The sequence below is a fragment of the Serratia sp. X3 genome, assembly GCF_014982455.1.
Lineage (GTDB): Bacteria > Pseudomonadota > Gammaproteobacteria > Enterobacterales > Enterobacteriaceae > Serratia > Serratia ureilytica.
In genome coordinates this window covers 30537-53189 of record NZ_JADCNB010000011.1, presented here as the reverse complement: position 1 = coordinate 53189, position 22653 = coordinate 30537, and the positions used below count along the sequence as shown (strand labels likewise).

General features: G+C 61.8%; 18 protein-coding genes and 1 riboswitch. Of the genes, 10 read left to right on the top strand and 8 right to left on the bottom strand.

Annotated features, from left to right (window positions below; translation table 11 throughout):
- Positions 1-12: 12 nt before the first annotated feature.
- Positions 13-885, bottom strand: coding sequence for a 4-hydroxybenzoate octaprenyltransferase (gene ubiA, locus IMX17_RS23930; RefSeq protein WP_025304455.1), 873 nt, complete (start codon positions 883-885; stop codon positions 13-15).
- A 16-nt stretch (positions 886-901) separates the two neighbouring features.
- Entirely contained in the window at positions 902-1417 is a 516-nt protein-coding gene (gene ubiC, locus IMX17_RS23925; protein WP_033651214.1) for a chorismate lyase, read from the bottom strand.
- A 392-nt stretch (positions 1418-1809) separates the two neighbouring features.
- Between ubiC and IMX17_RS23920 the strand changes: the two genes are divergently transcribed.
- The 3 genes from IMX17_RS23920 to IMX17_RS23910 are packed head-to-tail and all read left to right on the top strand — an operon-like array spanning position 1810 to position 5223.
- Positions 1810-3192 carry an MFS transporter gene (locus IMX17_RS23920; RefSeq protein WP_033651213.1) on the top strand — a complete coding sequence of 461 codons (1383 nt, stop codon included), beginning with the start codon at positions 1810-1812 and terminating at the stop codon, positions 3190-3192.
- A gap of 24 nt (positions 3193-3216) precedes the next feature.
- Positions 3217-4218, top strand: coding sequence for a LacI family DNA-binding transcriptional regulator (locus IMX17_RS23915; protein WP_046897190.1), 1002 nt, complete (start codon positions 3217-3219; stop codon positions 4216-4218).
- A gap of 21 nt (positions 4219-4239) precedes the next feature.
- Positions 4240-5223 (top strand): nucleoside hydrolase, encoded by a 984-nt coding sequence (locus tag IMX17_RS23910; protein ID WP_182265780.1) that lies wholly within the window; start codon positions 4240-4242, stop codon positions 5221-5223.
- Positions 5224-5278: 55 nt separating this feature from the next.
- On the opposite strand, the gene malM is transcribed toward IMX17_RS23910, so the two are convergent.
- From malM to IMX17_RS23890, 4 genes are all read right to left on the bottom strand, one after another.
- On the bottom strand, positions 5279-6184 hold the full coding sequence (gene malM / locus IMX17_RS23905; RefSeq protein WP_046897188.1) for a maltose operon protein MalM: 906 nt from the start codon (positions 6182-6184) through the stop codon (positions 5279-5281).
- A 97-nt stretch (positions 6185-6281) separates the two neighbouring features.
- Positions 6282-7571, bottom strand: coding sequence for a maltoporin (locus IMX17_RS23900; RefSeq protein ID WP_304621634.1), 1290 nt, complete (start codon positions 7569-7571; stop codon positions 6282-6284).
- 32 nt (positions 7572-7603) lie between these two features.
- Positions 7604-8713, bottom strand: coding sequence for a maltose/maltodextrin ABC transporter ATP-binding protein MalK (gene malK / locus IMX17_RS23895; RefSeq protein WP_033639259.1), 1110 nt, complete (start codon positions 8711-8713; stop codon positions 7604-7606).
- Positions 8706-9677, bottom strand: a complete 972-nt coding sequence (locus tag IMX17_RS23890; RefSeq protein ID WP_193550292.1) for an alpha-amylase family glycosyl hydrolase — start codon at positions 9675-9677, stop codon at positions 8706-8708. The genes malK and IMX17_RS23890 overlap by 8 nt, the downstream gene beginning before the upstream one ends.
- A 357-nt stretch (positions 9678-10034) precedes the next feature.
- Here IMX17_RS23890 and malE point away from each other — a divergent pair, with 357 nt between their 5' ends.
- Genes malE through malG form a run of 3 tightly spaced genes read left to right on the top strand, consistent with a single transcriptional unit; the run spans position 10035 to position 13765 of the window.
- A complete protein-coding gene (gene malE / locus IMX17_RS23885) occupies positions 10035-11228 on the top strand; it encodes a maltose/maltodextrin ABC transporter substrate-binding protein MalE (RefSeq protein WP_182265778.1) in 1194 nt (397 codons plus the stop codon).
- Between the two features lie 57 nt (positions 11229-11285).
- A complete protein-coding gene (gene malF, locus IMX17_RS23880) occupies positions 11286-12863 on the top strand; it encodes a maltose ABC transporter permease MalF (RefSeq protein WP_046897184.1) in 1578 nt (525 codons plus the stop codon).
- Between the two features lie 11 nt (positions 12864-12874).
- Positions 12875-13765 (top strand): maltose ABC transporter permease MalG, encoded by an 891-nt coding sequence (gene malG / locus IMX17_RS23875; RefSeq protein ID WP_025304466.1) that lies wholly within the window; start codon positions 12875-12877, stop codon positions 13763-13765.
- Positions 13766-13962: 197 nt separating this feature from the next.
- On the opposite strand, the gene psiE is transcribed toward malG, so the two are convergent.
- Positions 13963-14370 (bottom strand): phosphate-starvation-inducible protein PsiE, encoded by a 408-nt coding sequence (psiE, locus tag IMX17_RS23870; protein WP_015379238.1) that lies wholly within the window; start codon positions 14368-14370, stop codon positions 13963-13965.
- 225 nt (positions 14371-14595) lie between these two features.
- On the opposite strand from psiE, the gene IMX17_RS23865 reads away from it, so the two are divergent.
- Entirely contained in the window at positions 14596-16029 is a 1434-nt protein-coding gene (locus IMX17_RS23865; RefSeq protein ID WP_099784416.1) for a capsule assembly Wzi family protein, read from the top strand.
- Positions 16030-16090: 61 nt separating this feature from the next.
- On the opposite strand, the gene pgi is transcribed toward IMX17_RS23865, so the two are convergent.
- Complete coding sequence (gene pgi, locus IMX17_RS23860) at positions 16091-17737, bottom strand: glucose-6-phosphate isomerase (RefSeq protein WP_193550291.1); 1647 nt, start codon at positions 17735-17737, stop codon at positions 16091-16093.
- Positions 17738-17966: 229 nt separating this feature from the next.
- Between pgi and IMX17_RS23855 the strand changes: the two genes are divergently transcribed.
- The 3 genes from IMX17_RS23855 (at position 17967) to panS (ending at position 22561) form a co-directional block, all read left to right on the top strand.
- On the top strand, positions 17967-19775 hold the full coding sequence (locus IMX17_RS23855) for a sodium:proton antiporter (protein ID WP_004936687.1): 1809 nt from the start codon (positions 17967-17969) through the stop codon (positions 19773-19775).
- 52 nt (positions 19776-19827) lie between these two features.
- Positions 19828-20022, top strand: a riboswitch (Lysine riboswitch).
- 108 nt (positions 20023-20130) lie between these two features.
- A complete protein-coding gene (lysC, locus tag IMX17_RS23850) occupies positions 20131-21498 on the top strand; it encodes a lysine-sensitive aspartokinase 3 (protein ID WP_046897180.1) in 1368 nt (455 codons plus the stop codon).
- A gap of 145 nt (positions 21499-21643) precedes the next feature.
- Positions 21644-22561 carry a ketopantoate/pantoate/pantothenate transporter PanS gene (gene panS, locus IMX17_RS23845; protein WP_094143450.1) on the top strand — a complete coding sequence of 306 codons (918 nt, stop codon included), beginning with the start codon at positions 21644-21646 and terminating at the stop codon, positions 22559-22561.
- The last annotated feature ends 92 nt before the right edge of the window (positions 22562-22653 follow it).

Sequence of the window (22653 nt, the reverse complement as noted above, 5' to 3'; positions counted from 1 at the left end):
TGCAGGAAACCGTTACGCCGGCAGATAGCTGAGCGCGATGCCGATAAACACCACTAGCCCAACATAATTGTTCTGCAGGAAGGCCTTGAAACAGGCCTCGCGCTCGCGCCCGGCGATCTGCTTCTGCTGGTGAATGAACAGCGCGCCCGCCAGCAACAGCGACCAGTAAAACGCGCCGCCGAGCTGCGCCAGATAACCGACCCACACCAACAGCAACAGCGTCGCGAACTGCAACAGCCCGACGATCAGCTTGTCATAACGCCCGAACAGGATAGCGGTGGACTTGATGCCGATCTTGAGGTCGTCATCGCGATCGACCATCGCATACAGCGTGTCATAGGCCACCGTCCAGCAGATGTTCGCCAGCAGCAGCAGCCAGCAGCTGAGCGGCAGCGATTCGCTGACCGCCGCATAGCCCATCGGAATGCCCCAGCCGAACGCGGCGCCCAGCACGAACTGCGGCAGGTTGGTCACCCGCTTCATAAACGGATACACCCAGGCCAGCGCCAGCGCCGCCAGCGACAGCCAGATGGTCATCGCATTCAGCGTCAACACCAGGCAGAACGAGATCAGCACCAGCACCACGAACAGCACCTTGGCCTCTTTCGCGCTCACCCGGCCGCTCGGCATCGGCCGCCCGGCAGTGCGCTTTACGTAGCCGTCCACCGCGCGATCGGCGTAGTCATTCACCACGCAGCCGGCGGCGCGCATCAGGAACACGCCGAGCACGAACACCACCAGAATCGACAGCGGTGGCACGCCTTTCCCGGCCAACCACAGCGCCCACAGCGTCGGCCACAACAGCAACAGCGTGCCGATCGGTTTATCAATGCGCATCAAATGGCTGTAAGCCCGCCATTTACTTTGAGTCACGCTTCCCTCCAACGTCTGCTCTCCTCTCTTATGCGGGAACCGCTGAATACAGCGGCGAAGCCGGTAAAAACAGTTCGGTCAGCAGCAGCGGCTTGCCCGCCAGCCGCAGCCGTGAACGACGCGCCCACAGCGCGTCCTGCCGGCCGATATGGATATAGTCGCGGGTCAGATCGCCGCTGCTGAACAGATAGCGCCCGAGTGGCAGCGTCCCCAAATCCACCAACGCCTGATCGGGGCCGGTCAGCGTATGTTCCGGGATCACCGTGCGCCCCAGCAGCCAGGGCTGGTCGTCGCCCAGCAGCACCACTTCGCGCAGCCAGTAGCGCGGGCTGTCGGGCAGGTGGTTCGCCTCGTCGCCCAGCGCCTCGCGCGTGACGAAGCATTCGCGCTGCGGTTCAACGCGCACCTGGGCGCAATGGCGTTCAAATCGGCGGGTCATGGAGCCTAACTCCATCAGCCAGTCGCTGACGGCGGCGGGCGCCGGAGGATCCTGTTCGGATAACCACTCCAGCGGCGGCAGGATGGAATCCCTGATGCCAGACATTGCTTTACTCCTCGCCTGAACCGCAGCCGGTACGGCGCGCCAGACGATACAAACTGTTAACAGGCCCCCATTGTAGCGCAGAAATGCGAAAGCGGCAGGCTGATTCGTGGCGAAAACGGCAGGCCTATCGGCCGGAAAAACCGGGGTTCTGTCATCTTTTTGCCATCCGCATTCTCTATCTTCATTTCCCGGCGCGCTGACGATTCTGTGATCGCCCGCAAAGTTTCAGCTTCCTCGCGTTGTGTTATCTACGCGCGTAGATACCCTGATACGGCAGCGTTGAATCGCCATGCGTCCGACATGATTTGTCGGCACACCTTTGTTGCCGGCACCAGGGAAACCATCTTTAACCGCGCCCCTCCAGGCGCAGAACAAAAGAGGATAGCACTGCCATGAGCGAAACAACGCTTGCCCCTTCACAGACCGCCGACGCCGCGTTGGCGGCCGATGAACGCCTGGCGACCAAAGAGGGGCGCAGCCAATTTTGGCGCGCCACCTTCTCCTGTTGGCTCGGCACCGCCATGGAATACGTCGACTTCGCGCTGTACGGCCTGGCGGCCGGCATGGTGTTCGGCGACGTGTTTTTCCCGGAAGCCACGCCGCTGGTGGCGTTGCTGGCCAGTTTCGCCACCTACTCCGTCGGCTTCGTCGCGCGGCCGATCGGCGCGCTGGTGTTCGGCTGGATCGGCGACCGCAAAGGCCGCCGCGTGGTGCTGATCACCACCGTGGCGCTGATGGGTCTCTCCACCACGCTGATAGGCCTGATCCCGTCCTATGCGCAAATCGGCGTCTGGGCGCCCGCCTGCCTGGTGATCCTGCGCTTCGCGCAGGGGTTCGGCGCCGGTGCTGAGCTGTCCGGCGGCGCGGTGATGCTGGCGGAATACGCGCCAGCCAAGCGGCGCGGGCTGGTGGCGTCGATCATCGCCATCGGCTCCAACAGCGGCACCCTGCTGGCGTCGCTGGTATGGCTGCTGGTGCTGCAGCTGGACAAGGAAGACCTGATGAGCTGGGGCTGGCGCATTCCGTTCCTCGCCAGCATTCTGATCGCCGGGGTGGCGCTGTACCTGCGCCGCCACGTGCGGGAAACGCCGGTGTTCGAACGCGAGCTGCAGCAAAACCACCAGCGCATGCTGGACGCCGCCCAGGCCGCGCCGGATACGCGCAGCTACCTGCAGCGCACTAAGGCGTTCTGGGTGATGCTCGGCCTGCGCATCGGCGAAAACGGCCCTTCCTACCTGTGCCAGGGCTTTATCGTCGGCTATGTCGCCAAGGTGCTGATGGTCGATAAATCGGTGCCGGCGCTGGCGGTGTTGATCGCCTCGCTGTGCGGTTTTCTGGTGATCCCGCTGGCCGGCTGGCTGTCCGATCGTTTCGGCCGCCGCATCACCTACCGGTGGTTCTGCCTGCTGCTGGTGCTGTACGCCTTCCCGGCGTTCTGGCTGCTCGACAGCCGTGAACCGGCTATCGTCATCTCGGTGATCGTGGTCGGCATGTGCATCGCGTCGCTGGGGATCTTCGGCGTTCAGGCGGCCTACGGCGTCGAACTGTTCGGCGTGAAGAATCGCTACTCCAAGATGGCGTTCGCCAAAGAGCTCGGTTCGATCCTCTCGGGCGGCACCGCGCCGCTGATCGCCACCGCGCTGCTGTCCGGTTTCGGTCACTGGTGGCCTGTCGCCTGCTATTTTGTTGTAATGGCGGCCATCGGCTTAATCACCACCTTCTTTGCTCCCGAAACCCGCGGCCGCGATCTCAACCTGCCGCAGGATGCCGCGTAGCGAGAAGGCGAACAGGACCTCAATTTGGATAATCACTCCGCGCGACGCGTTACCCGCGCCGACGTGGCCCGCGTAGCGGGCACCTCCGTCGCCGTGGTCAGCTATGTGATCAACAACGGCCCGCGCCCGGTGGCGGAAGCCACCCGGCTGCGCGTGCTGGCGGCTATCGAGCAGACCGGCTACCGGCCGAACGACATCGCGCGGGCGTTGGCCTCCGGCAGCACGCAAACCTACGGGCTGGTGGTGCCGGATATTTCCAACCCGTTCTTCGCCACGCTGGCGCGGGCGCTGCAGCAGGAGGCTTTCAGCCGCGGCCGCGTGCTGCTGCTGGGCGACGCCGGCGATGACCGGCAGCGCGAGTATGAGCTGATCAATAACCTGCTGCGTCGCCAGGTCGACGGCCTGCTGTACACCAGCGTCGATCGCCATCCGTGGTTCGAGCTGATCCGCGCCTCCGGCACGCCCTGCGTGATGATAGACACTATCGACAGCCAGGCTGGCGTCTGCGCCATCCGCGTCGACGAGCGCGACGCCGCCTGCCAGGCGACCCGCCATCTGCTGCAGCACGGCTATCGCGACATCGGCATTTTTATCGGTCCGCTAACCATGCTCAACGCGCAGGATCGCCTGAACGGCTGGCGCGATGCGCTGCTGGAGGCGGGCATTGCGCCGCGCGACGAGTGGATTTTCGAGGCGCCTTACACCCGCCAGGGCGGCTACCAGGCCACCCAGCGCATGGTGCAAGGCCCGCGCCCGCGCGCCGTTTTCACCTCCAACGAGCAGCAGGCGCTCGGCTGCCTGTCGGCGCTGGCGGAGCATGGGTTGCGCGCGCCGGACGATCTGGCGCTGATCTGTTTTAACGGCACGCAGCAATCCGAATTCAGCGTGCCGCCGCTCAGCGCGGTCGAGCAGCCGATCGACGCCATGGCCAAGCGGGCCATCGCCATGCTGGCCGCCGGCGCCGCGTCCGCCGAGCTGCATGAATTCGCTTTTCAACTGCGCATCCGCCGCTCGTGCGGCTGTTAGCGGTTTTTCAGGACACCTTCTATGCGTTTGATCATTGATTGCGATCCCGGCAACGGCGTTCCCGGCGCCAACGTCGACGACGGCCTGGCGCTGGCCCTGGCGCTGGCGGCCAAACCGCAGCTGCAGCTGGAACTGATCAGCATCGTGGCCGGCAACACCCCGCGCGAAGTGGGCTTCGCCGTCGCCAGCGAGCTGCTGGCGCAAAGCGGCTACCAGGTGCCGGTCGCCCTCGGCGCGGCGCGCGCCCTGAGCGAGCCGCCGGAACCATGGCGCGCGCATCTGGACAGGCCGATCGCCGATCCCAAGCTGGCAGCGCTGTGGCGCGACTTGCCCGCGCCCTCGCTCGCCAACGCGCCCGCACCGGACGCCGCCATCGCCATCGGCGAACTGATCTGCCGGCATCCCGGCGAGGTAACGCTGGCGGCGATCGGCCCGCTGACCAACGTGGCGCACGCCATGCAGCTGTACCCGCAGATGGCGCAGGCGGTGAAAGAGATCGTGATCATGGGCGGCGTGTTCAACGTCGAAGGGTACATCAAGGACACCAATTTTGGTTTGGATCCGGAAGCGGCGCGGCTGGTGCTGAACAGCGGCGCCAATATCACGCTGGCGCCGCTGGACGTCACCACCCAGACCATGCTGACCCAGGCGGATCTGGCCGTCCTGACGCAGCCGGACACGCCGCTGTGCCGCTATTTGCGCGCCACCACGCAGCCATGGATCGATTATTCGCGCCATACGCGGCGCCTGCCGGGCTGCTGGATCCATGATGCGCTGGTGATCGCCTGGCTGCTGGAACCGCAGCTGGTCACCACCGACATGTTCCATGTGGATGTGGCGCTGGAAGGGGCGTTGACGCGCGGCAGCTCACGCCGCTGGCGGCCGGACAGCCTGCGCCTGACGGTCGGCATGCCGCCGCCGCAGGGCAAGCCGGTGCGCATCATGCAGCAGGTCGACAACGCCCGTCTGCTGGCGTTGATCGGCGCAACGCTGGCCCGCGGATGAAAAAAGGTGCGCCAAAGCGCACCAATCATCGAGCCAGCATCGGCAGCGCCGGGTGTTACCCCTTGCCTTTAACGCTGCTGATAAACGTTTTACGCGCAGTGGTCGAGCCCAACTTCTCGGCCTCATTCATCAGCTTCAGCGCCTTGTCGATATCGCCCGCCTTCACCGCCTGCTTGATGCCGTTATTGAAGTAGCTTTCGGTGTCGTTGAGCATAGGCTCCGCCGGTTTCTCCGGCGTCGGTGCAGGCGCCGACACGGCGGCCGGTGCGCTTGATCCCACCACCACCGGCGCCACGGTCGGCGCAGGCTGCAGCATGCCGATCATCACGTTGCCGGTGCCCTGTTCCGCGGTCACCTTGAGCTTCAGCGTGCCGGTCGTCGCGTGGCCGGCGATCGGATCCGGGATATCCGGCACCGCGTTGCCCACGCCCTGCGCGTAGGCCTTGGCCGGGTTAGTCAGCTGCGTGGTTTTCGCCAAATCCTGACGGGTGGTGTACACCAGCAGGTAAATCTGTTTTTGACCGAGCGCCGGCGTCAGTTTCAGCGTGCCTTCGAGGCGATCGGAGGACATCGCTCCCGGTGGCTGGTAAGGAAAATAGCTGCTCGGGTAATACGCCGCCGGGCGCAGATGCTCGTCCAGCACCAGCACGCTCGGCGCGTACAGCGAATTGTTCTTGGCGAGGCTGCTCAGCGTCACTTCCAGCGAACCGCGATCGGCCGGCAGCGTATAGGCGGCGATCGCCCCCTGAATGTCGCCCTGATTGAGCTGCGGGCTAACGGCGTCGAGCTTCACTTCTTGCGACACCGGCGGTTGCAGCGGCTGCCACGGCAGGCTTTGCAACGTGGCGGCGCTGATGGCCGGGGCGACGGAAACGTTGGCCGGCGTATCGGCGTTGGCCGCCAAAGGCGCGCCGACGGTCAGCGCCAGCGACAGGCAGAGTGACAGCAGATTCTTTTTCATCGTTATATCCTCTTTCAGCACCGCGGCGGATCAGGCAAGAGATCGGGTCGCGGCGAATGCGGTTGGGGGAGAGCCGGCGGCCCTCCCCGTCCTGTCGTTACCACCAAATTTCCATCTGGGCGCCGAAGGTGACTTCGTCATCCTTGCCGCGGCTGAAGGTATGCATGCTGGTGTCGTTGTAAGCGGTGCCGGCGTTATACCCGGTATCGTCACTGGTGGCGTAACCCCATTTCTCATCCCACTTGGCGTAGGTGGCGAACAGGCGGATGGCCGGACGCGACCAGATGCTGTTGCCCGCCTGCCACTGCTGCGCCAGGGTCACTTTGTACTGGCCGTTGCGATCGCCGGTGCGCTGAGATTTGACGTTGTCGTAGCCGGCTTCCAGCAGGGTGCTCATGATCGGCGTCCATTTGTACATCGGACGCACGCCCACGGTGTACCAGGTGGTGCCGTTGTTGTTGTCGCGGTCGATGTCCTGGAACATGGCGACGTACATCAGCGCCCACTGATCGTTGAAGTCGATGGCGCCGTGATCCAACACGCGGATCATCTTGCCGTTGTTATCGATGGTGGCGCCTTCGTTGCGGCCGTTGTTCTGCGAGGTCATCGAGTCGGTGGCGTACTGCAGCACGAATTTGTTGTAACCGTTCAGGATGCTTTGCGTGTGTTCGGCGGTGAACATCCAACCGTCTTTGCTGGCGCCGTCGGCCAGGCGGTAGTGGTCCTGCGCATTGGCGCGGCCGTAGTCCACGCCCAGCTCCAGGGTGCCGCCCGGGTTCAGCTCCAGCCCGGCCAGGCGCACGTCGAAGGTATCGTTGACGGTCGGACGCTGTTTCCATTCGTTATCCAGGTAGCCGTAAGAGCCGCCAGATTCCGAGTTGCGGGTCACGGCGGCGGACAGCTTGCCGAAGCCCAGATCGATGTTTTCCAGACCGGCGCCCGGGCCGGAGATATCCCAGTAGTAGAAGTCGATCATGTGAACGTCATGACGCTGATAGAAGCGCTTACCGGCCCACAGCGTGGAGCCTGGCAGCCAATCGATCAGGTTTTTACCCTGCACGTTGACTTCGCGGAAGCCCGGCGTCACGTCTTCCCAGTCGGAACGCTGCGAGACCGAATAGGCCAGGTTGGTGTCGAAATAGAAGCTCTTGTCGCCTTCTTTCCACACTTCCTGCCCGAGTTTCAGTTCGGCGTAGGTTTCGCATTCGTTGCCGAGACGGTATTTGCTCGCGGCGCCGGTGGCCTTGAAGCACTGTTGCTCACCGCCGCTGCCGGTCCAGCCGATGCCGGAACGGGCGTAGCCTTTAAAATCGACGGCCATGGCCTGGGTGGTCAGAACACCGGCGGCGACAGCCAGTGCCAGAGGAAGTTTGCGCAGAGTAGTCATCATTATTCTCCTGTTATACCGACTTTGATGCTTTAAACGCCCGGCTCCTGGTGCAGCCGTTTACATGCCGTACCGTCTTCACGGAACAGGTGGCAGCGGTGAGGCGGCAGGCCGATGGCGAATGTGGCACCTTCTTCTACCAGCACCACGTCATTCTGGCGGTACACCAGGTTTTGACGGATGGCCGGGATTTGGATGTGGATTTGCGTCTCGTTGCCGAGCTGCTCCACCACCTGTACGTCGCCGGTAAGCCGCACTTCAGAGGCTTCGCCGGGCAGCAGATGTTCGGGGCGAATGCCCAGTGACAGGTTGGCGCCGGGTTGGACGCCCGCGCCTTCCACCGGCAGCCAGACAAGCTGACGGTTGGGCAGTTCGACCTGCACCTGTCGCGGCTCCGCCGCAGTGACCTTGACCGGCAGGAAGTTCATCTTCGGTGAGCCGATAAACCCGGCGACGAAGCGGTTGGCCGGATAGTGATACAGTTCCAACGGCTTGCCGACCTGCGCCACGCGCCCGGCGTCGAGCACCACGATCTTGTCGGCCAGCGTCATCGCTTCGACCTGATCGTGAGTGACGTAAATCATGGTGCGCTGCAGGCGCTTGTGCAGGCGGGAGATCTCGATGCGCATCTGCACCCGCAGCGCGGCGTCGAGGTTGGACAGCGGCTCGTCGAGCAGGAACACGTCCGGCTCGGCCACCAGCGTGCGGCCGATCGCCACGCGCTGACGCTGCCCGCCGGACAGCGCCTTCGGCCGCCGATCGAGCAGGTGCGCCAACTGCAGCACCTCGGAAACCTGGTTCACCCGTTGATTGATTTCCGCTTTCCTGGCGCCGGCCAGCTTCAGGCCGAACGACATGTTGTCCGCCACCGACAGGTGCGGATACAGCGCGTAAGACTGGAACACCATGCCGATGCCGCGCTCGGAAGGCGGCACTTCATTCATGCGTTTCTCGCCGATCAGCAGGTCGCCGGAGGTGATGTCCTCCAGCCCGGCGATCATGCGCAGCAGCGTCGATTTGCCGCAGCCCGACGGCCCGACAAACACCACAAACTCGCCGTCTTCGATGGTCAGATTGACGTCTTTGGAAATCACGGCCTCACCGAAGGCCTTATAAACGCTGCGCAGTGTCACGCTAGCCATGCGTTACTCCCCTGCTTTCGCAGTTAACATGTCGTGTGAAAATGGCGGAGGCAAAGCCCGCCAAAACCCATTGATGACCCTCTTGCTGCGCGCCGTGCTGCCATGCCAACGGCAAGGTCGCCTCAGACGGCGCGGCCGCCTGAGTATAAGGCTGCAGGTTTATCAGCGCTTCAAGGCATTGATCCTGATGGGTAATAAGTAAGCGCACCACGCCATCGCGCTGGCTGACCGCGCTCAGCTCGCCGCGCTGGAAAAGCGGCGAACGGCGCAGGGCCAGCAGCGTCTGGCAGTAACGCAAGGTGGAGTGGCTGTCGTGCTGTTGGCGACTGATGGCCAACGCGCGGTGTTCGATCGCCACCTGCTGATACCAGCTGACTTCGCCGGCGGTGACCTGTTCAGGCGCTTCATGCCACGGCATCGGCGTTTGCGCGCCGCGCGGATCCTGTAGGCCGGCGGCGTGCGGCAGCCCCAGCTCCTCGCCCTGGTACAGGCAGATCGGCGCCGGCAACATCGCCAGCAGCGTCAAAAAGGCGGCGGCGGAACGCAGGTCGCCCTGCCCCCAGCGGCTGACCACCCGAGGCTGATCGGCGTCGCCGGTGCTCCACAGGCTGTCCGCCAACGTGGCGCGGCGGGCGTGCAGCACCGCCACCAGCTTTTCCGCGCTGAACGGCATCACGTCGAGCGCCAGCGCGCCGTGGGCGAACCGCTGCACGTCGGCGGCATGACGAACGCGATGGGCTTCGTCGGCGTACCACAGCGTCAGCCCTTCGCCCGTCACCGCCGTTTCGGCCTCCGACGCCAGCCTCTGCGGCAGCAACAGGCCGTCGATCGACAGCGCTTTCAGGTACGGCAGCGCCGCCAGCATGCCGTGCGCGTCGCCCACGCCGTCCCCGTTTCCGTCACGGAAACTGGCCGGATGGATCCGGTACAGGGTGGGCTGAGTGGCGATAGGCATTGACGACATAAATCCGGTATCCCTGCTGCGCGTGGCGTTAAAAATCGATGGGCCGATAGTGCGGGAGTCGCCGGAAAGGGTAATCATCCGTAACAGGATTTTTCATGGGGGAGGAGACGGGAGGATGAGAGAACGACCGCGGCGATGAGAAGTTCCGCGCTTAAGGCAAATCTGTGATCAAGCCGGCAAAAATCGCCCCCCTATTTTGTGCCTGACGCCACAGAATAGAGCGCAACGTTAACTGGATCACACTCCTCATCTCAGGGGCGTAGAGGGGGGGAGGATGAGAATATGTCGCGTTGTGACCCACTATGATCGCGAAACGTCTCTCCTTGATTTATGTGCCCACAAAAGAAGGACTGGATTATGACTCGCAGCATTACCCTCGCCCGTACGCTGGCGCTCTCGGCACTGGCCACCCTGGTGCTCTCTTCTTCCGCCTTCGCCAAGATAGAGGAAGGCAAACTGGTTATCTGGATCAACGGCGACAAAGGCTATAACGGCCTGGCCGAAGTCGGCAAGAAATTCGAAAAAGACACCGGCATCAAAGTCACCGTCGAGCATCCCGACAAGCTGGAAGAGAAATACCCGCAGGTGGCCGCCACCGGCGACGGCCCGGACATCATCCTCTGGGCCCACGATCGCTTCGGCGGCTATGCGCAGTCCGGCCTGCTGGCCGAAGTCCACCCGTCCAAAGCCTTCCAGGACAAGCTGTTCCCGTTCACCTGGGACGCCGTACGCTATGACGGCAAGCTGATCGGCTACCCGATCGCCGTCGAAGCGCTGTCGCTGATTTACAATAAAGACCTGGTCAAACAGCCGCCGAAGACCTGGGAAGAGATCCCGGCGCTGGACAAACAGCTGCGCGCCAGCGGCAAGAGCGCCATCATGTGGAACCTGCAGGAACCCTACTTCACCTGGCCTATCATCGCCGCCGACGGCGGTTATGCCTTCAAGTATGAGAACGGCAAATACAACATCAAGGATGTCGGCGTCGTCAACGCCGGTTCGCAGGCCGGCCTGCAGTTCATCGTCGATCTGGTGAAAAACAAACACATCAACGCCGATACCGATTACTCGATCGCCGAAGCCGCGTTCAACAAAGGCCAGACCGCGATGACCATCAACGGCCCGTGGGCCTGGAACAACATCGAGCAGAGCAAAATCAACTACGGCGTAACGCTGCTGCCGACCTTCAAAGGCAAACCGTCCAAACCGTTCGTCGGCGTGCTGACCGCCGGTATCAACGCCGCCAGCCCGAATAAAGAGCTGGCGACCGAGTTCCTCGAGAACTATCTGCTGACCAACGAAGGGCTGGCGGACGTCAACAAAGACAAACCGCTGGGCGCGGTGGCGCTGAAGTCCTACCAGGAAACGCTGGCCAAAGATCCGAAGATCGCCGCCACCATGCAGAACTCGCAAAACGGGGAGATCATGCCGAACATTCCGCAGATGAGCGCTTTCTGGTACGCCGAACGCAGCGCGGTGCTCAATGCCGTCAGCGGCCGCCAAACGGTGAAAGCCGCGTTGGACGATGTGCAGACCCGTATCACCAAGTAATGTCGTTGTGCGGGGCGCCGTGTCGCCCCGCCGTTGCTTCACAGAAAGGAACGCCCTATGCAATTCGCTCACGCCGGGACGCCTGCGCGTAAAAAATCGAAGTGGTGGCAAAGCGACGCGCTGAAATGGCTGGTGGTCGGCCTGTTCAGCCTGGTGACCTGCTACCTGATTGTGTTGATGTATGCACAGGGTGAATACCTGTTCGCCATCCTGACGCTGATCCTGGTCAGCGCCGGGCTTTACGTCTTCGCCAACCGCCGCGCCTACGCCTGGCGCTATGTGTATCCCGGCGTCGCCGGCATGGGATTGTTCGTCCTGTTCCCGCTGATCTGCACCATTGCCATCGCCTTTACCAACTACAGCAGCACCAACCAGCTGACGTTTGAGCGCGCGCAATCGGTATTGATGCAGCGTCAGTTCCAAAGCGGCAAAACCTTCACCTTCGGCCTCTACCCGGCGGAAAACCAGCGGTGGCGCCTGCAGCTGACCTCGCCGGACAGTGAACAGCCGCTGATTTCCGAGCCTTTCCGCCTCGACGCGACGCCGCCGCCTCCCCTGAAATTGACGGCCCAGAGCGCTGCGCCGCAGGGCGAACCCGCCACGCTGCGGGTGATCACCCAGAACCGGCAGGCGCTGAGCCAACTGGTGGCGCAGCTGCCGGACGGCGATGAATTGCGCATGAGCTCCCTGCGCCAGTTCTCCGGCACCCGCCCGCTGTATGCGTTGGACCAAGACGGCAGCACGCTGACCAATAACCAGACTCAGGTGCGCTACCGGCCGAACGGCGACATCGGCTTCTATCAGGCGATCAACGCCGACGGCGGCTGGGCGCAGGAAACCCTGAGCCCAGGCTATACCGTCACCACCGGCTGGAAAAACTTCCTGCGGGTGCTGCAGGACGAGGGCATCAAAAAACCGTTCGTGTCGATCTTCATCTGGACCATCGTGTTCTCGGTGATGACGGTGATCCTCACCGTGGCGGTCGGCATGGTGCTGGCCTGCGTGGTGCAGTGGGAGGCGCTGAAAGGCAAGGCGATCTACCGCGTGCTGCTGATCCTGCCCTATGCGGTACCGTCGTTCATCTCGATCCTGATCTTCAAAGGCTTGTTCAACCAGAGCTTCGGCGAGATCAACATGATGCTCAGCCACCTGTTCGGCATCAAACCGGCCTGGTTCAGCGATCCGCTCACCGCCAAGAGCATGATCCTGATCGTCAACACCTGGCTCGGCTACCCGTACATGATGATCCTGTGCATGGGGCTGCTGAAGGCCATCCCGGACGATCTGTACGAGGCCTCGGCGATGGACGGCGCCAACCCGTGGCAAAACTTCTTCCGCATCACCTTCCCGCTGCTGATCAAGCCGCTGACGCCGCTGATGATCGCCAGCTTCGCCTTCAACTTTAACAACTTCGTGCTGATCCAGCTGCTGACCAACGGCGGCCCGGACATGATCGGCACCACCACGCCGGCCGGCTATACCGATCTGCTGGTCAGCTACACCTACCGCATCGCCTTCGAAGGCGGCGGCGGGCAAGACTTCGGGCTGGCGGCCGCCATCGCCACGCTGATCTTCCTGTTGGTGGGCGCGCTGGCGATCCTGAATTTGAAAGCCAGCAAGATGAACTTCGATTAGGGAGAATAACGATGGCCATGGTTCAACCCAAATCCCAGCGCCTGCGCCTGTGGATCACCCACATTTTGATGCTGTGCTTTATCGCCCTGATCATGTTCCCGCTGCTGATGGTGGTGGCCATCTCGCTGCGCGCCGGCAACTTCGCCACCGGCAGCCTGATACCGGAAACCCTCTCCTGGGATCACTGGCGGCTGGCGCTCGGCTTCAGCGTCACCCACGCCGACGGCAGCGTGACGCCGCCGCCGTTCCCGGTGCTGCTGTGGCTGTGGAACTCCATCAAGATCGCGGCGATCACCGCCATCGGCATCGTGACGCTGTCCACCACCTGCGCCTACGCCTTCGCCCGCATGCGTTTTCGCGGCAAGAGCACGCTGCTGAAAAGCATGCTGATCTTCCAGATGTTTCCAGCGGTGCTGTCGCTGGTGGCGCTGTACGCCTTGTTCGATCGCCTGGGCCAGTACATTCCGTTTATCGGCCTCAACACCCACGGCGGCGTGATCTTCGCCTATATGGGCGGCATCGCGCTGCATGTCTGGACCATCAAGGGCTATTTCGAAACCATCGACAATTCGCTGGAAGAGGCGGCGGCGCTGGATGGCGCCACGCCGTGGCAGGCGTTCCGTCTGGTGCTGTTGCCGCTGTCGGTGCCGATTCTGGCGGTGGTGTTCATTCTGTCGTTTATCGCCGCCATCACCGAGGTGCCGGTGGCGTCGCTGCTGCTGCGCGATGTAAACAGCTACACGCTGGCGGTGGGCATGCAGCAATATCTCAATCCGCAGAACTACCTGTGGGGCGATTTCGCCGCCGCCGCGGTGCTGTCGGCGATACCGATTACCGCCGTGTTCCTGCTGGCGCAGCGCTGGTTGGTGGGCGGCCTGACGGCCGGCGGCGTGAAGGGGTAATTTGTGCCACTGCAGTGCGTTTGATGTTTTTCCTTATCTTTTTTCAAGTTACAGCTAGGCGACCAGCTCGCTAAGCCCAGGCGCTTACTTCAGTAAGTATCTGGGGTTAGCGAGTGCAGTCAACAACGCTGTCGCTTGAAAGACGACGGGTAATTATATCCTGTGTCTTTGGCGGCCTTTGGCCGCCATTTTTATCGCTACTCCCGTTTCAGCCGATCGGTGTTGGCCAGATAGAGCGTCACCACCAGCACCAATATCGCCGCCGCGTAGATCAGGGTGTCGATGGGATTTTTGTGATCCACGATAATCAAACGAATAATCGCGGTAATGCCGATATAAATAAAATAGCGCAGCGGGAAATGATAACCCGACTCAAAATACTTGACGATCAAGGCGATAAATTCAAAGTACAGAAAATAAATCACGATGCCTTCAATCAACAGGTAAGAGGACGACTCTTCGCTGTTGATAAATAACACCTTCGCCAGATGGATGGTTTCCTTGACCAGAAACACCACCAGAATTGCCGCCAGCAGCAGAAGGCCCACGTTCAGCACTCGCTGCAGCCCTTTCGCTATCATTATCGAACGCGACGTTTTTGCCATAAAACCTCTCTCTGAATACCGCTTATATGATTCAAGCTTGCCAATATAGGCATTGTCCTAAAAATTACGCCCTTCGCGAAAGCACTTTAAACCTCATTTAATTCATAAAGTTATAATAAGATGTTTCTGGCTTATAGATTTGTAGCAAATCGAAATGTCAACTATCATGGGTCACAGAGATCTTTACATAAAACCAATAACCTCGAATTAACAAGGGAATTCTTTATGCGCGCTAAACTTAACGGACTGGTCGCTGCGGGCCTGTTTACCTGTGCATTATCCGGCCACGCCGCCGGCCTGGTAGCCCCTGACAACGATCTGCGTAACGATCTCGCCTGGTTGTCTGACCGCGGCGTCATCAACGTCAGCCTGTCCACCTGGCCACTGAGTCAGGAAGAGATCAGTTCCGTTATTGCGCAGGCCAAACCGGTCACCAATACCGAGAAAAACGTCATCGACCGCGTGCAACGCCGCGTTGACGCCCTGAAAGCCAACATCCGCGTCAGCGGTTATGCCTCGACCGATAAACCCGGCACCCCGCAGGGCTTCGGCCAAAACGAGTACGCCGACGATCGCCTGACCATCGGCGCCGGCGCCAACGGCGAGTTCTGGGACGTGCGTCTGCAGGGCTCGGTGGAAGGCGACCAGCGCGTCAGCGACGGCTCCAAATTCAATATGAACGGCTCCTACGGCGCGGTGAAAATCTGGAACCAATGGCTCTCCTTCGGCGAGGTCTCCCAGTGGTGGGGCCCGGGTTACGACGGCAGCCTGATCCGCTCCGACGCCGCGCGCCCGGTCGCCGGCTTTATGCTGCAGCGCGCCGACCAATCGCCGTTTGAAACGCCGTGGCTGTCGTGGATCGGCCGCTGGCAATACCAGTTGTCCGCCGGCCAGCTGTCGCAGTACGCTGCCGTGCCGGATACCAAACTGTTCGGCGGTCGCCTGACCATGATGCCGACCGACTTCCTGGAGCTGGGCGCTTCACGCGTCATGATGTGGGGCGGTGATGGCCGTCCGCACTCCTGGCGTTCCTTCTGGGATGGCGTAACCGGCAACGACAATACCGGCGATCCGAAAAACGATCCGGGCAACCAGTTGGGCGGCTTTGACTTCAAACTCAAATTGCAGCCGCTAGTCGGCATGCCGGTCAGCCTTTATGGCCAAATCACCGGCGAAGATGAAGCCGGCATGTTGCCTTCGCATAATGCCTATATGTTGGGGCTTGAAGGCCATCCGGAATGGGGCCCGACCACCATCAACTGGCATATCGAAGGTTCTGATACCCGTTCTAACGGCAACGCCAACAACGTGATGTACAACCACTACGTCTATCGGGGCGGTTACTACCAGCAAGGTTACCCGCTGGGCCACGCCATGGGCGGCGACGGCCAGATGTTGTCCGGTCGTGTCGAGCTGGTGCTGGACGACAGCCAGCGTTGGAGCACCCGCTTGGTATACGCCAAGGTGAATCCGAACAACCAAACCATCAACCGGGCGTTCCCGCGTTCCGATACGCTGAAGGGCATTCAGCTCGGCTGGGGTTACACCTTCCCGTCACAGGTTAAGTTCGACACCAGCCTGTGGTACACCGACAGCGATCACAGCACCGCCGATGACGTGGGTGCGGGCGTCAGCTTCGAAGTGCCGATCAACCTGTAACTTTTCGCAGACGTAAAAAAACCCGCCGCGGCGGGTTTTTTATTGGCTTCAGTTCAGGCAATTAGCGCCATTCCTTGAAGCGGTTGATCAGCGCATTGGTTGAGCTGTCGTGGCTGCTGATTTTCTCGCTGCCCGCCAGTTCCGGCAGGATGCGGTTGGCCAGCTGTTTGCCCAACTCCACGCCCCACTGATCGAAGGTGAAGATGTTCAGGATTGCGCCCTGGGTGAAGATCTTGTGCTCATACAGCGCAATCAGGCTGCCCAGACTGAACGGGGTGATTTCACGCAGCAGGATCGAGTTGGTCGGACGGTTGCCTTCAAACACTTTGAACGGCGCCACGTGTTTGACCTGCTCAGGGGTTTTACCCTGCGCCGCGAACTCGGCTTCCACCGTCTCCAGCGACTTGCCGAACGCCAGCGCTTCGGTCTGGGCGAAGAAGTTGGACAGCAATTTGGCGTGGTGATCGCCCAGCGGGTTATGGCTGATGGCCGGCGCGATGAAATCGCACGGCACCAGCTTGGTGCCCTGGTGGATCAGCTGGTAGAACGCATGCTGGCCGTTGGTGCCCGGCTCGCCCCAGATGATCGGGCCGGTCTGGTAATCCACCGGATTGCCGTTGCGATCGACGTACTTGCCGTTAGATTCCATGTTGCCCTGCTGGAAGTAAGCGGCAAAACGGTGCATGTACTGATCGTACGGCAGAATGGCTTCGGTTTCGGCACCGAAGAAGTTGTTGTACCAAATACCGATCAGCGCCAGCAGCACCGGCAGGTTTTTCTCCGCCGGCGTTTCGGCGAAGTGCTTATCCATGGCGTGCGCGCCGCTCAGCAGCTGCTCGAAGTTGTCGTAACCGATGGACAACGCGATCGACAGACCGATCGCCGACCACAGGGAGTAACGGCCGCCGACCCAGTCCCAGAATTCGAACATGTTGTCGGTATCGATGCCGAACTCGGCCACCGCTTTGCCGTTGGTGGACAACGCAGCGAAGTGCTTGGCCACGTGCTGTTGATCGGCGGCGCTGCTCAGGAACCAGTCGCGCGCGCTGTGGGCGTTGGTCATGGTTTCCTGAGTGGTGAAGGTTTTGGACGCCACCAGGAACAGCGTGGTTTCCGGGTTCAGCGGCTGCAGCGTTTCGGCGATGTGGGTGCCATCAACGTTGGAGACGAAGTGCATGTTCAGGTGGTTTTTATAAGGACGCAGCGCTTCGGTCACCATGTAAGGGCCGAGATCCGAACCGCCGATGCCGATGTTCACCACGTCGGTGATCGGCTTGCCGGTGTAGCCTTTCCACTCGCCGCCGATGACGCGCGCGCAGAACTGTTTGATCTTGGCCAGCACCGCGTTCACTTCCGGCATCACGTCTTTGCCGTCGACCAGGATCGGGCTGTTGCTGCGATTGCGCAGGGCAATGTGCAGCACCGCGCGATCTTCGGTGCGGTTGATCTTCTCACCGGCGAACATCGATTTGATGGCGCTTTGCAGATCGGTTTCTTTCGCCAACGCCTGCAGCTTCTCCAGGGTTTCCTGCGTGATGCGGTTCTTGGAATAGTCCACCAACATTTGATCGTTGAAGGTCGCGGAGAACCTGGAGAAACGATCGCTGTCCTGGGCGAACAGGTCGGCGATCCGTACGTCTTTCATCTGTGCATAATGTTGCTGCAGGGCTTGCCAAGCAGCGGTTTGACTAGGATTGATATTTTTCATAGCAACACTCTTAGGCTTGAGAATAAAAATGACGCGTTTGTCCGATTGTAGCCTGTTCGACTGTGATTATGATCGCTTTTCTTGCGATAGGCGCTAACTGTCAACGCATTGCCGCCTCGTTTCAGCTTTCACTCTATACTTTTGGCTAACGGCCTGTTATCGGGGTTGCAGAATTGTCATCAGGCTGTGTCATCGTCGCTTATTTCGTCATTTGAAAGGGATCTCGCTTATGGAATTATCCGCCCCACTCATGTTGGTGCTTATCGGCCTGGCGTCGCTGCTTGCGCAGTGGCTGGCCTGGTTGCTGCGCCTGCCGGCCATTTTGCCGCTGTTGCTGTTCGGCATCGTGCTCGGCCCGACGGTGCATCTGGTGCAGCCGGATCTGCTGTTCGGCGATCTGCTGTTTCCGCTGGTGTCGCTGTCGGTGGCGATCATCCTGTTCGAGGGGGCGCTGACACTGCGTTTCGAGGAGATACGCGGCCTCGGCGGCGTGGTGCGCAACCTGGTCACCGTCGGCATGCTGGTCACCTTTCTGGTCATCAGCCTCGCCAGCTGGTGGCTGCTGGATTTCCCGCCGGAGCTGGCGGCGTTGATCGGCGCGGTGACGGTGGTGACCGGGCCGACGGTGATCGCCCCGCTGATGCGCGTGGTGCGGCCGAACGCCAATATCAACCAGGTGCTGCGCTGGGAAGGGATCGTCATCGATCCGGTCGGCGCCATCTTCACCCTGCTGGTGTTCGAGTTCATCGTGCTGAAGCAGAATGCAGAATCCTATACCCACCTGTTTTGGACGCTGGGCGTGACCGCCGCCGTCGGGCTGATCGCCGGCGCGCTGTTCGGCTACCTGCTCGGCCTGGCGCTGCGCCGCGTCTGGCTGCCGCGCTACCTGCAGAACCTGGCGGTGCTGGCGATCATGCTGACCGCCTTCGGCGTTTCCAACGCCATCGCCGACGAATCCGGTTTGCTGACCGTCACGGTGATGGGCATCTGGCTGGCCAACATGCGCGACGTGGACACCAGCGATATTCTGGCGTTCAAAGAGGAGCTGTCGGCGATCCTGATCTCGGCGCTGTTCATCATTCTGGCGGCGCGGCTCGACATCCAGGCGCTGTGGAACATGGGCTGGCCGCTGCTCCTGCTGCTGCTGGCGGTGCAGTTCATCGCCCGGCCGCTGTGCATCGCTGTGTCGACCTGGCGCTCTTCCCTGCACTGGCGCGATCGGCTGCTGCTGTGCTGGATCGCCCCGCGCGGCATCGTCGCCGCGGCGGTCAGCTCGCTGTTCGCGCTGACGCTGCAGCGCAGTGGCTATCAGGGCGCCGACCGGCTGGTGACCGTGGTGTTCGCCATCATCATCGGCACCGTGGTGTTGCAAAGCCTGACCAGCGGCATGATGGCGCGCTGGCTGCGGGTGCAGCAGCAGAAACCGCGCGGCGTGCTGATCGTCGGCGCCAACAGCGTAGCGCGCATGCTGGCGCAGGCGCTGATCAAGCTGAACGTGCCGGTGATCGTCACCGACAGCAGCTGGGAATACTACCGTCAGGCGCGCATGGACGGCATTCCGGCCTACTATGGCCACGCCTACTCCGAACACGCCGAGAACTATCTTGACCTGAGCAATATCGCCCAGGTGCTGGCGCTGTCGCCCAATCGTCACCAAAACGCGCTGGCCGTCTATCACTTCGGCCACCTCTTCGGCGAGGATCACGTGTTCGCCATTCGCTCGGGGGCGCCGTTGAAAGGGCGCGGCGCCAGCGCGGAAAGTTCGCGTTTCCGCCGGCACGAAATTTTATTTAATCAGGAAGCCACCTACGGCCGTCTGAGCAGCCTGCTCGCCAGGGGGGCCACCATCAAAGCGACCAAATTGAACGAAAATTTCGGTTGGCTGGAGTATTTGGAGAAACATCAGGGCGTTATTCCGTTATTCAGCCAAAAGGAAGACGGTTCTCTGCAACCGATTGGCGCCGGTTCCACGCCTGCGATGCCCTGTACGCTTATCGCGCTGGTGCAAGATGAAAATCCCTCACCGTCTGTACGTTGACAGAATGACGATAACCGGCTATTCCTAACAGCCTACTTGCGCACCCGGTGCGCAAGCCAGAAGAGGCGCGTCGCCCAGGTAGAGTGTCAGAGGAGCCGTTTCTCCGTTGACGGCACCCGAGGGGGAGCGACGCCGAGGTAGGGTAATGGCCGGCCATTATCGTATCGACTACAGGGGCTGAATCCCCTGGGTTGTCACCAGGGGATCGCCCGCAGGGCGATCGACAAGGTGGGGCGCTTCTGGGTGTATCGTAGCCTGACCTCTACGCCTGCCCCCTGTTTACCGCTCTCCCCTTGTGCCAAGGCTATGGAATTACAGTGCCCCCAAACGGGCATCCCTGACACGAGGTTTCTACATGAACCAAGCAGTACCCCAGAATTCCACCGTGGTAGCCAAGTTCGGCGGCACCAGCGTCGCCGACTTTGAAGCCATGAACCGCAGCGCCGACGTCGTGCTGGCCAACCCGCAGGTCCGCCTGGTGGTGTTGTCCGCCTCGGCGGGCGTCACCAACCTGTTGGTCGCCCTGGCCGAAGGTTGCGAGGCCGACAAGCGCAACTACCAGCTTGATGAAATTCGTCGCATCCAATACGCCATCCTCGATCGCCTCGCGGCGCCTGCGGTGATCCGCGACGAGATAGACCGCCTGCTGGAAAACATCGCCATGCTGTCGGAGGCCGCGTCGCTGGCCACCTCGACGGCGTTGACCGACGAGCTGGTCAGCCATGGGGAACTGATGTCCACCCTGCTGTTCGTTGAAATCCTGCGCGCCCGCAACGTGCAGGCCGAATGGTTCGACGTGCGTAAAGTGATGCGCACCGACGATCACTTCGGCCGCGCCGTGCCGGACAGCGCCGCGCTCAGCGAACTGGCGCAGGCGCAGTTGCAGCCGCGTCTGCAGGAAGCGTTGGTGGTCACCCAGGGCTTTATCGGCAGCGAACCGAAAGGCCGCACCACCACGCTCGGCCGCGGCGGCAGCGACTATACCGCCGCGCTGCTCGGCGAAGCGCTCGGCGTCGGCCGGGTGGATATCTGGACCGACGTGCCGGGCATCTACACCACCGATCCGCGCGTGGTGCCGGCAGCCAAGCGCATCGATAAAATCGGTTTCGAAGAGGCGGCGGAAATGGCCACCTTCGGCGCCAAAGTGCTGCATCCGGCCACCCTGCTGCCGGCAGTGCGCAGCGACATTCCGGTGTTCGTCGGCTCCAGCAAGGATCCGGCGGCCGGCGGCACGCTGGTGTGCAACACCACCGAGAACCCGCCGCTGTTCCGCGCGCTGGCGCTGCGCCGCAAGCAAACGCTGCTGACGCTGCACAGCCTGAACATGCTGCACGCGCGCGGCTTCCTGGCCGAGGTGTTCAACATTCTGGCGCGCCACAATATCTCCGTCGATCTGATCACCACTTCGGAAGTCAGCATCGCCCTGACCATGGACACCACCGGCGCCACCTCCGTCGGCGGCAGCCTGCTGACCACCTCGCTGTTGACCGAGCTGTCGTCGCTGTGCCGGGTGGAAGTGGAAGAAAACCTGGCGCTGGTGGCGATCATCGGCAACCAGCTGTCGCGGGCCTGCGGCGTGGGCAAAGAGGTGTTCGGCGTGCTCGATCCGTTCAACATCCGCCTGATCTGCTACGGCGCCAGCAGCTATAACCTGTGCTTCCTGGTGCCGGGCGAAGAAGCCGAGCAGGTGGTGCGCACCCTGCACCACAATCTGTTCGAATAAGTCATTATCCCTGATTGCGGGCGCAGCATGCTGCGCCCCTGCGTCTAAAAAAATCCGTTCAAAACCGGCAGAGGTTCAGCTTGTTGAACCCGCAATAAAAACACAACCACATCCACCGTTCTCAATCTGGCTAAGGAAAACCTGCATGCTGGCACTACTCACGCGCTTATTCCCCCTGTGGGCGATACTGCTGTCCGTCGCCGCCTATTACACGCCGAGCACCTTTACCGGCATCGGCCCCTACGTCAGCCCGCTGCTGATGCTGATCATGTTCGCCATGGGCGTCACGCTGCGGCTCGACGACTTCAAACGCGTGCTGGCGCGCCCCGGCCCGGTGGCGGCAGGCATCTTCCTGCATTATCTGATCATGCCGCTGGCGGCCTGGATCCTGGCGATGCTGTTCCGCATGCCGCCGGATCTGTCCGCCGGCATGGTGCTGGTGGGCAGCGTGGCCAGCGGCACCGCGTCCAACGTGATGATCTACCTGGCCAAAGGAGACGTGGCGCTGTCGGTGACCATCTCGGCGGTCTCGACGCTGGTGGGGGTGTTCGCCACGCCGCTGCTGACCCGCCTGTACGTCGACGCCGAAATCAGCGTCGATATCATGGGCATGCTGCTCAGCATCCTGCAGATCGTGGTGATCCCGATCGGCCTGGGTCTGATCGTCCACCATACCCTGACCAAAACGGTGAAGCGCATTGAGCCGCTGCTGCCGGCGCTGTCGATGGTGTGCATCCTGGCGATCATCAGCGCGGTGGTGGCGGGTAGCCAAAGCCACATCGCCTCGGTCGGCCTGGTGGTGATCGTCGCGGTGATCCTGCACAACGGCATCGGTCTGTTGAGCGGCTACTGGGGCGGCAAGCTGTTCGGCTTCGACGAATCCACCTGCCGCACGCTGGCGATTGAAGTCGGCATGCAGAACTCCGGGCTGGCGGCCACGCTGGGCAAAATCTACTTCTCGCCGCTGGCCGCGCTGCCGGGCGCGCTGTTCTCGGTCTGGCACAATCTCTCCGGCTCGCTGCTGGCGGGTTATTGGTCCGGACGCCCCATCAAGAAAAAATAAGCCGCCTGCGGGGACGCAAACATTTGCGTCCCCGTTCTTCTCTGCGAAATTTCGTATTTCCCACTGGTCGGATTGTCATAATCCCCCCCATC

Excerpts from the sequence above, each read along its gene's own strand:
- malG (WP_025304466.1), top strand. The coding sequence starts at position 12,875 with ATGGCCATGGTTCAACCCAAATCCCAGCGCCTGCGCCTGTGGATCACC.
- malF (WP_046897184.1), top strand. The coding sequence starts at position 11,286 with ATGCAATTCGCTCACGCCGGGACGCCTGCGCGTAAAAAATCGAAGTGG.
- malE (WP_182265778.1), top strand. The coding sequence starts at position 10,035 with ATGACTCGCAGCATTACCCTCGCCCGTACGCTGGCGCTCTCGGCACTG.
- lysC (WP_046897180.1), top strand. The coding sequence starts at position 20,131 with ATGAACCAAGCAGTACCCCAGAATTCCACCGTGGTAGCCAAGTTCGGC.
- ubiC (WP_033651214.1), bottom strand. The coding sequence starts at position 1,417 with ATGTCTGGCATCAGGGATTCCATCCTGCCGCCGCTGGAGTGGTTATCC.
- IMX17_RS23855 (WP_004936687.1), top strand. The coding sequence starts at position 17,967 with ATGGAATTATCCGCCCCACTCATGTTGGTGCTTATCGGCCTGGCGTCG.
- IMX17_RS23910 (WP_182265780.1), top strand. The coding sequence starts at position 4,240 with ATGCGTTTGATCATTGATTGCGATCCCGGCAACGGCGTTCCCGGCGCC.
- malK (WP_033639259.1), bottom strand. The coding sequence starts at position 8,713 with ATGGCTAGCGTGACACTGCGCAGCGTTTATAAGGCCTTCGGTGAGGCC.
- pgi (WP_193550291.1), bottom strand. The coding sequence starts at position 17,737 with ATGAAAAATATCAATCCTAGTCAAACCGCTGCTTGGCAAGCCCTGCAG.
- IMX17_RS23865 (WP_099784416.1), top strand. The coding sequence starts at position 14,596 with ATGCGCGCTAAACTTAACGGACTGGTCGCTGCGGGCCTGTTTACCTGT.
- IMX17_RS23920 (WP_033651213.1), top strand. The coding sequence starts at position 1,810 with ATGAGCGAAACAACGCTTGCCCCTTCACAGACCGCCGACGCCGCGTTG.
- IMX17_RS23900 (WP_304621634.1), bottom strand. The coding sequence starts at position 7,571 with ATGACTACTCTGCGCAAACTTCCTCTGGCACTGGCTGTCGCCGCCGGT.
- IMX17_RS23890 (WP_193550292.1), bottom strand. The coding sequence starts at position 9,677 with ATGTCGTCAATGCCTATCGCCACTCAGCCCACCCTGTACCGGATCCAT.
- panS (WP_094143450.1), top strand. The coding sequence starts at position 21,644 with ATGCTGGCACTACTCACGCGCTTATTCCCCCTGTGGGCGATACTGCTG.
- malM (WP_046897188.1), bottom strand. The coding sequence starts at position 6,184 with ATGAAAAAGAATCTGCTGTCACTCTGCCTGTCGCTGGCGCTGACCGTC.
- psiE (WP_015379238.1), bottom strand. The coding sequence starts at position 14,370 with ATGGCAAAAACGTCGCGTTCGATAATGATAGCGAAAGGGCTGCAGCGA.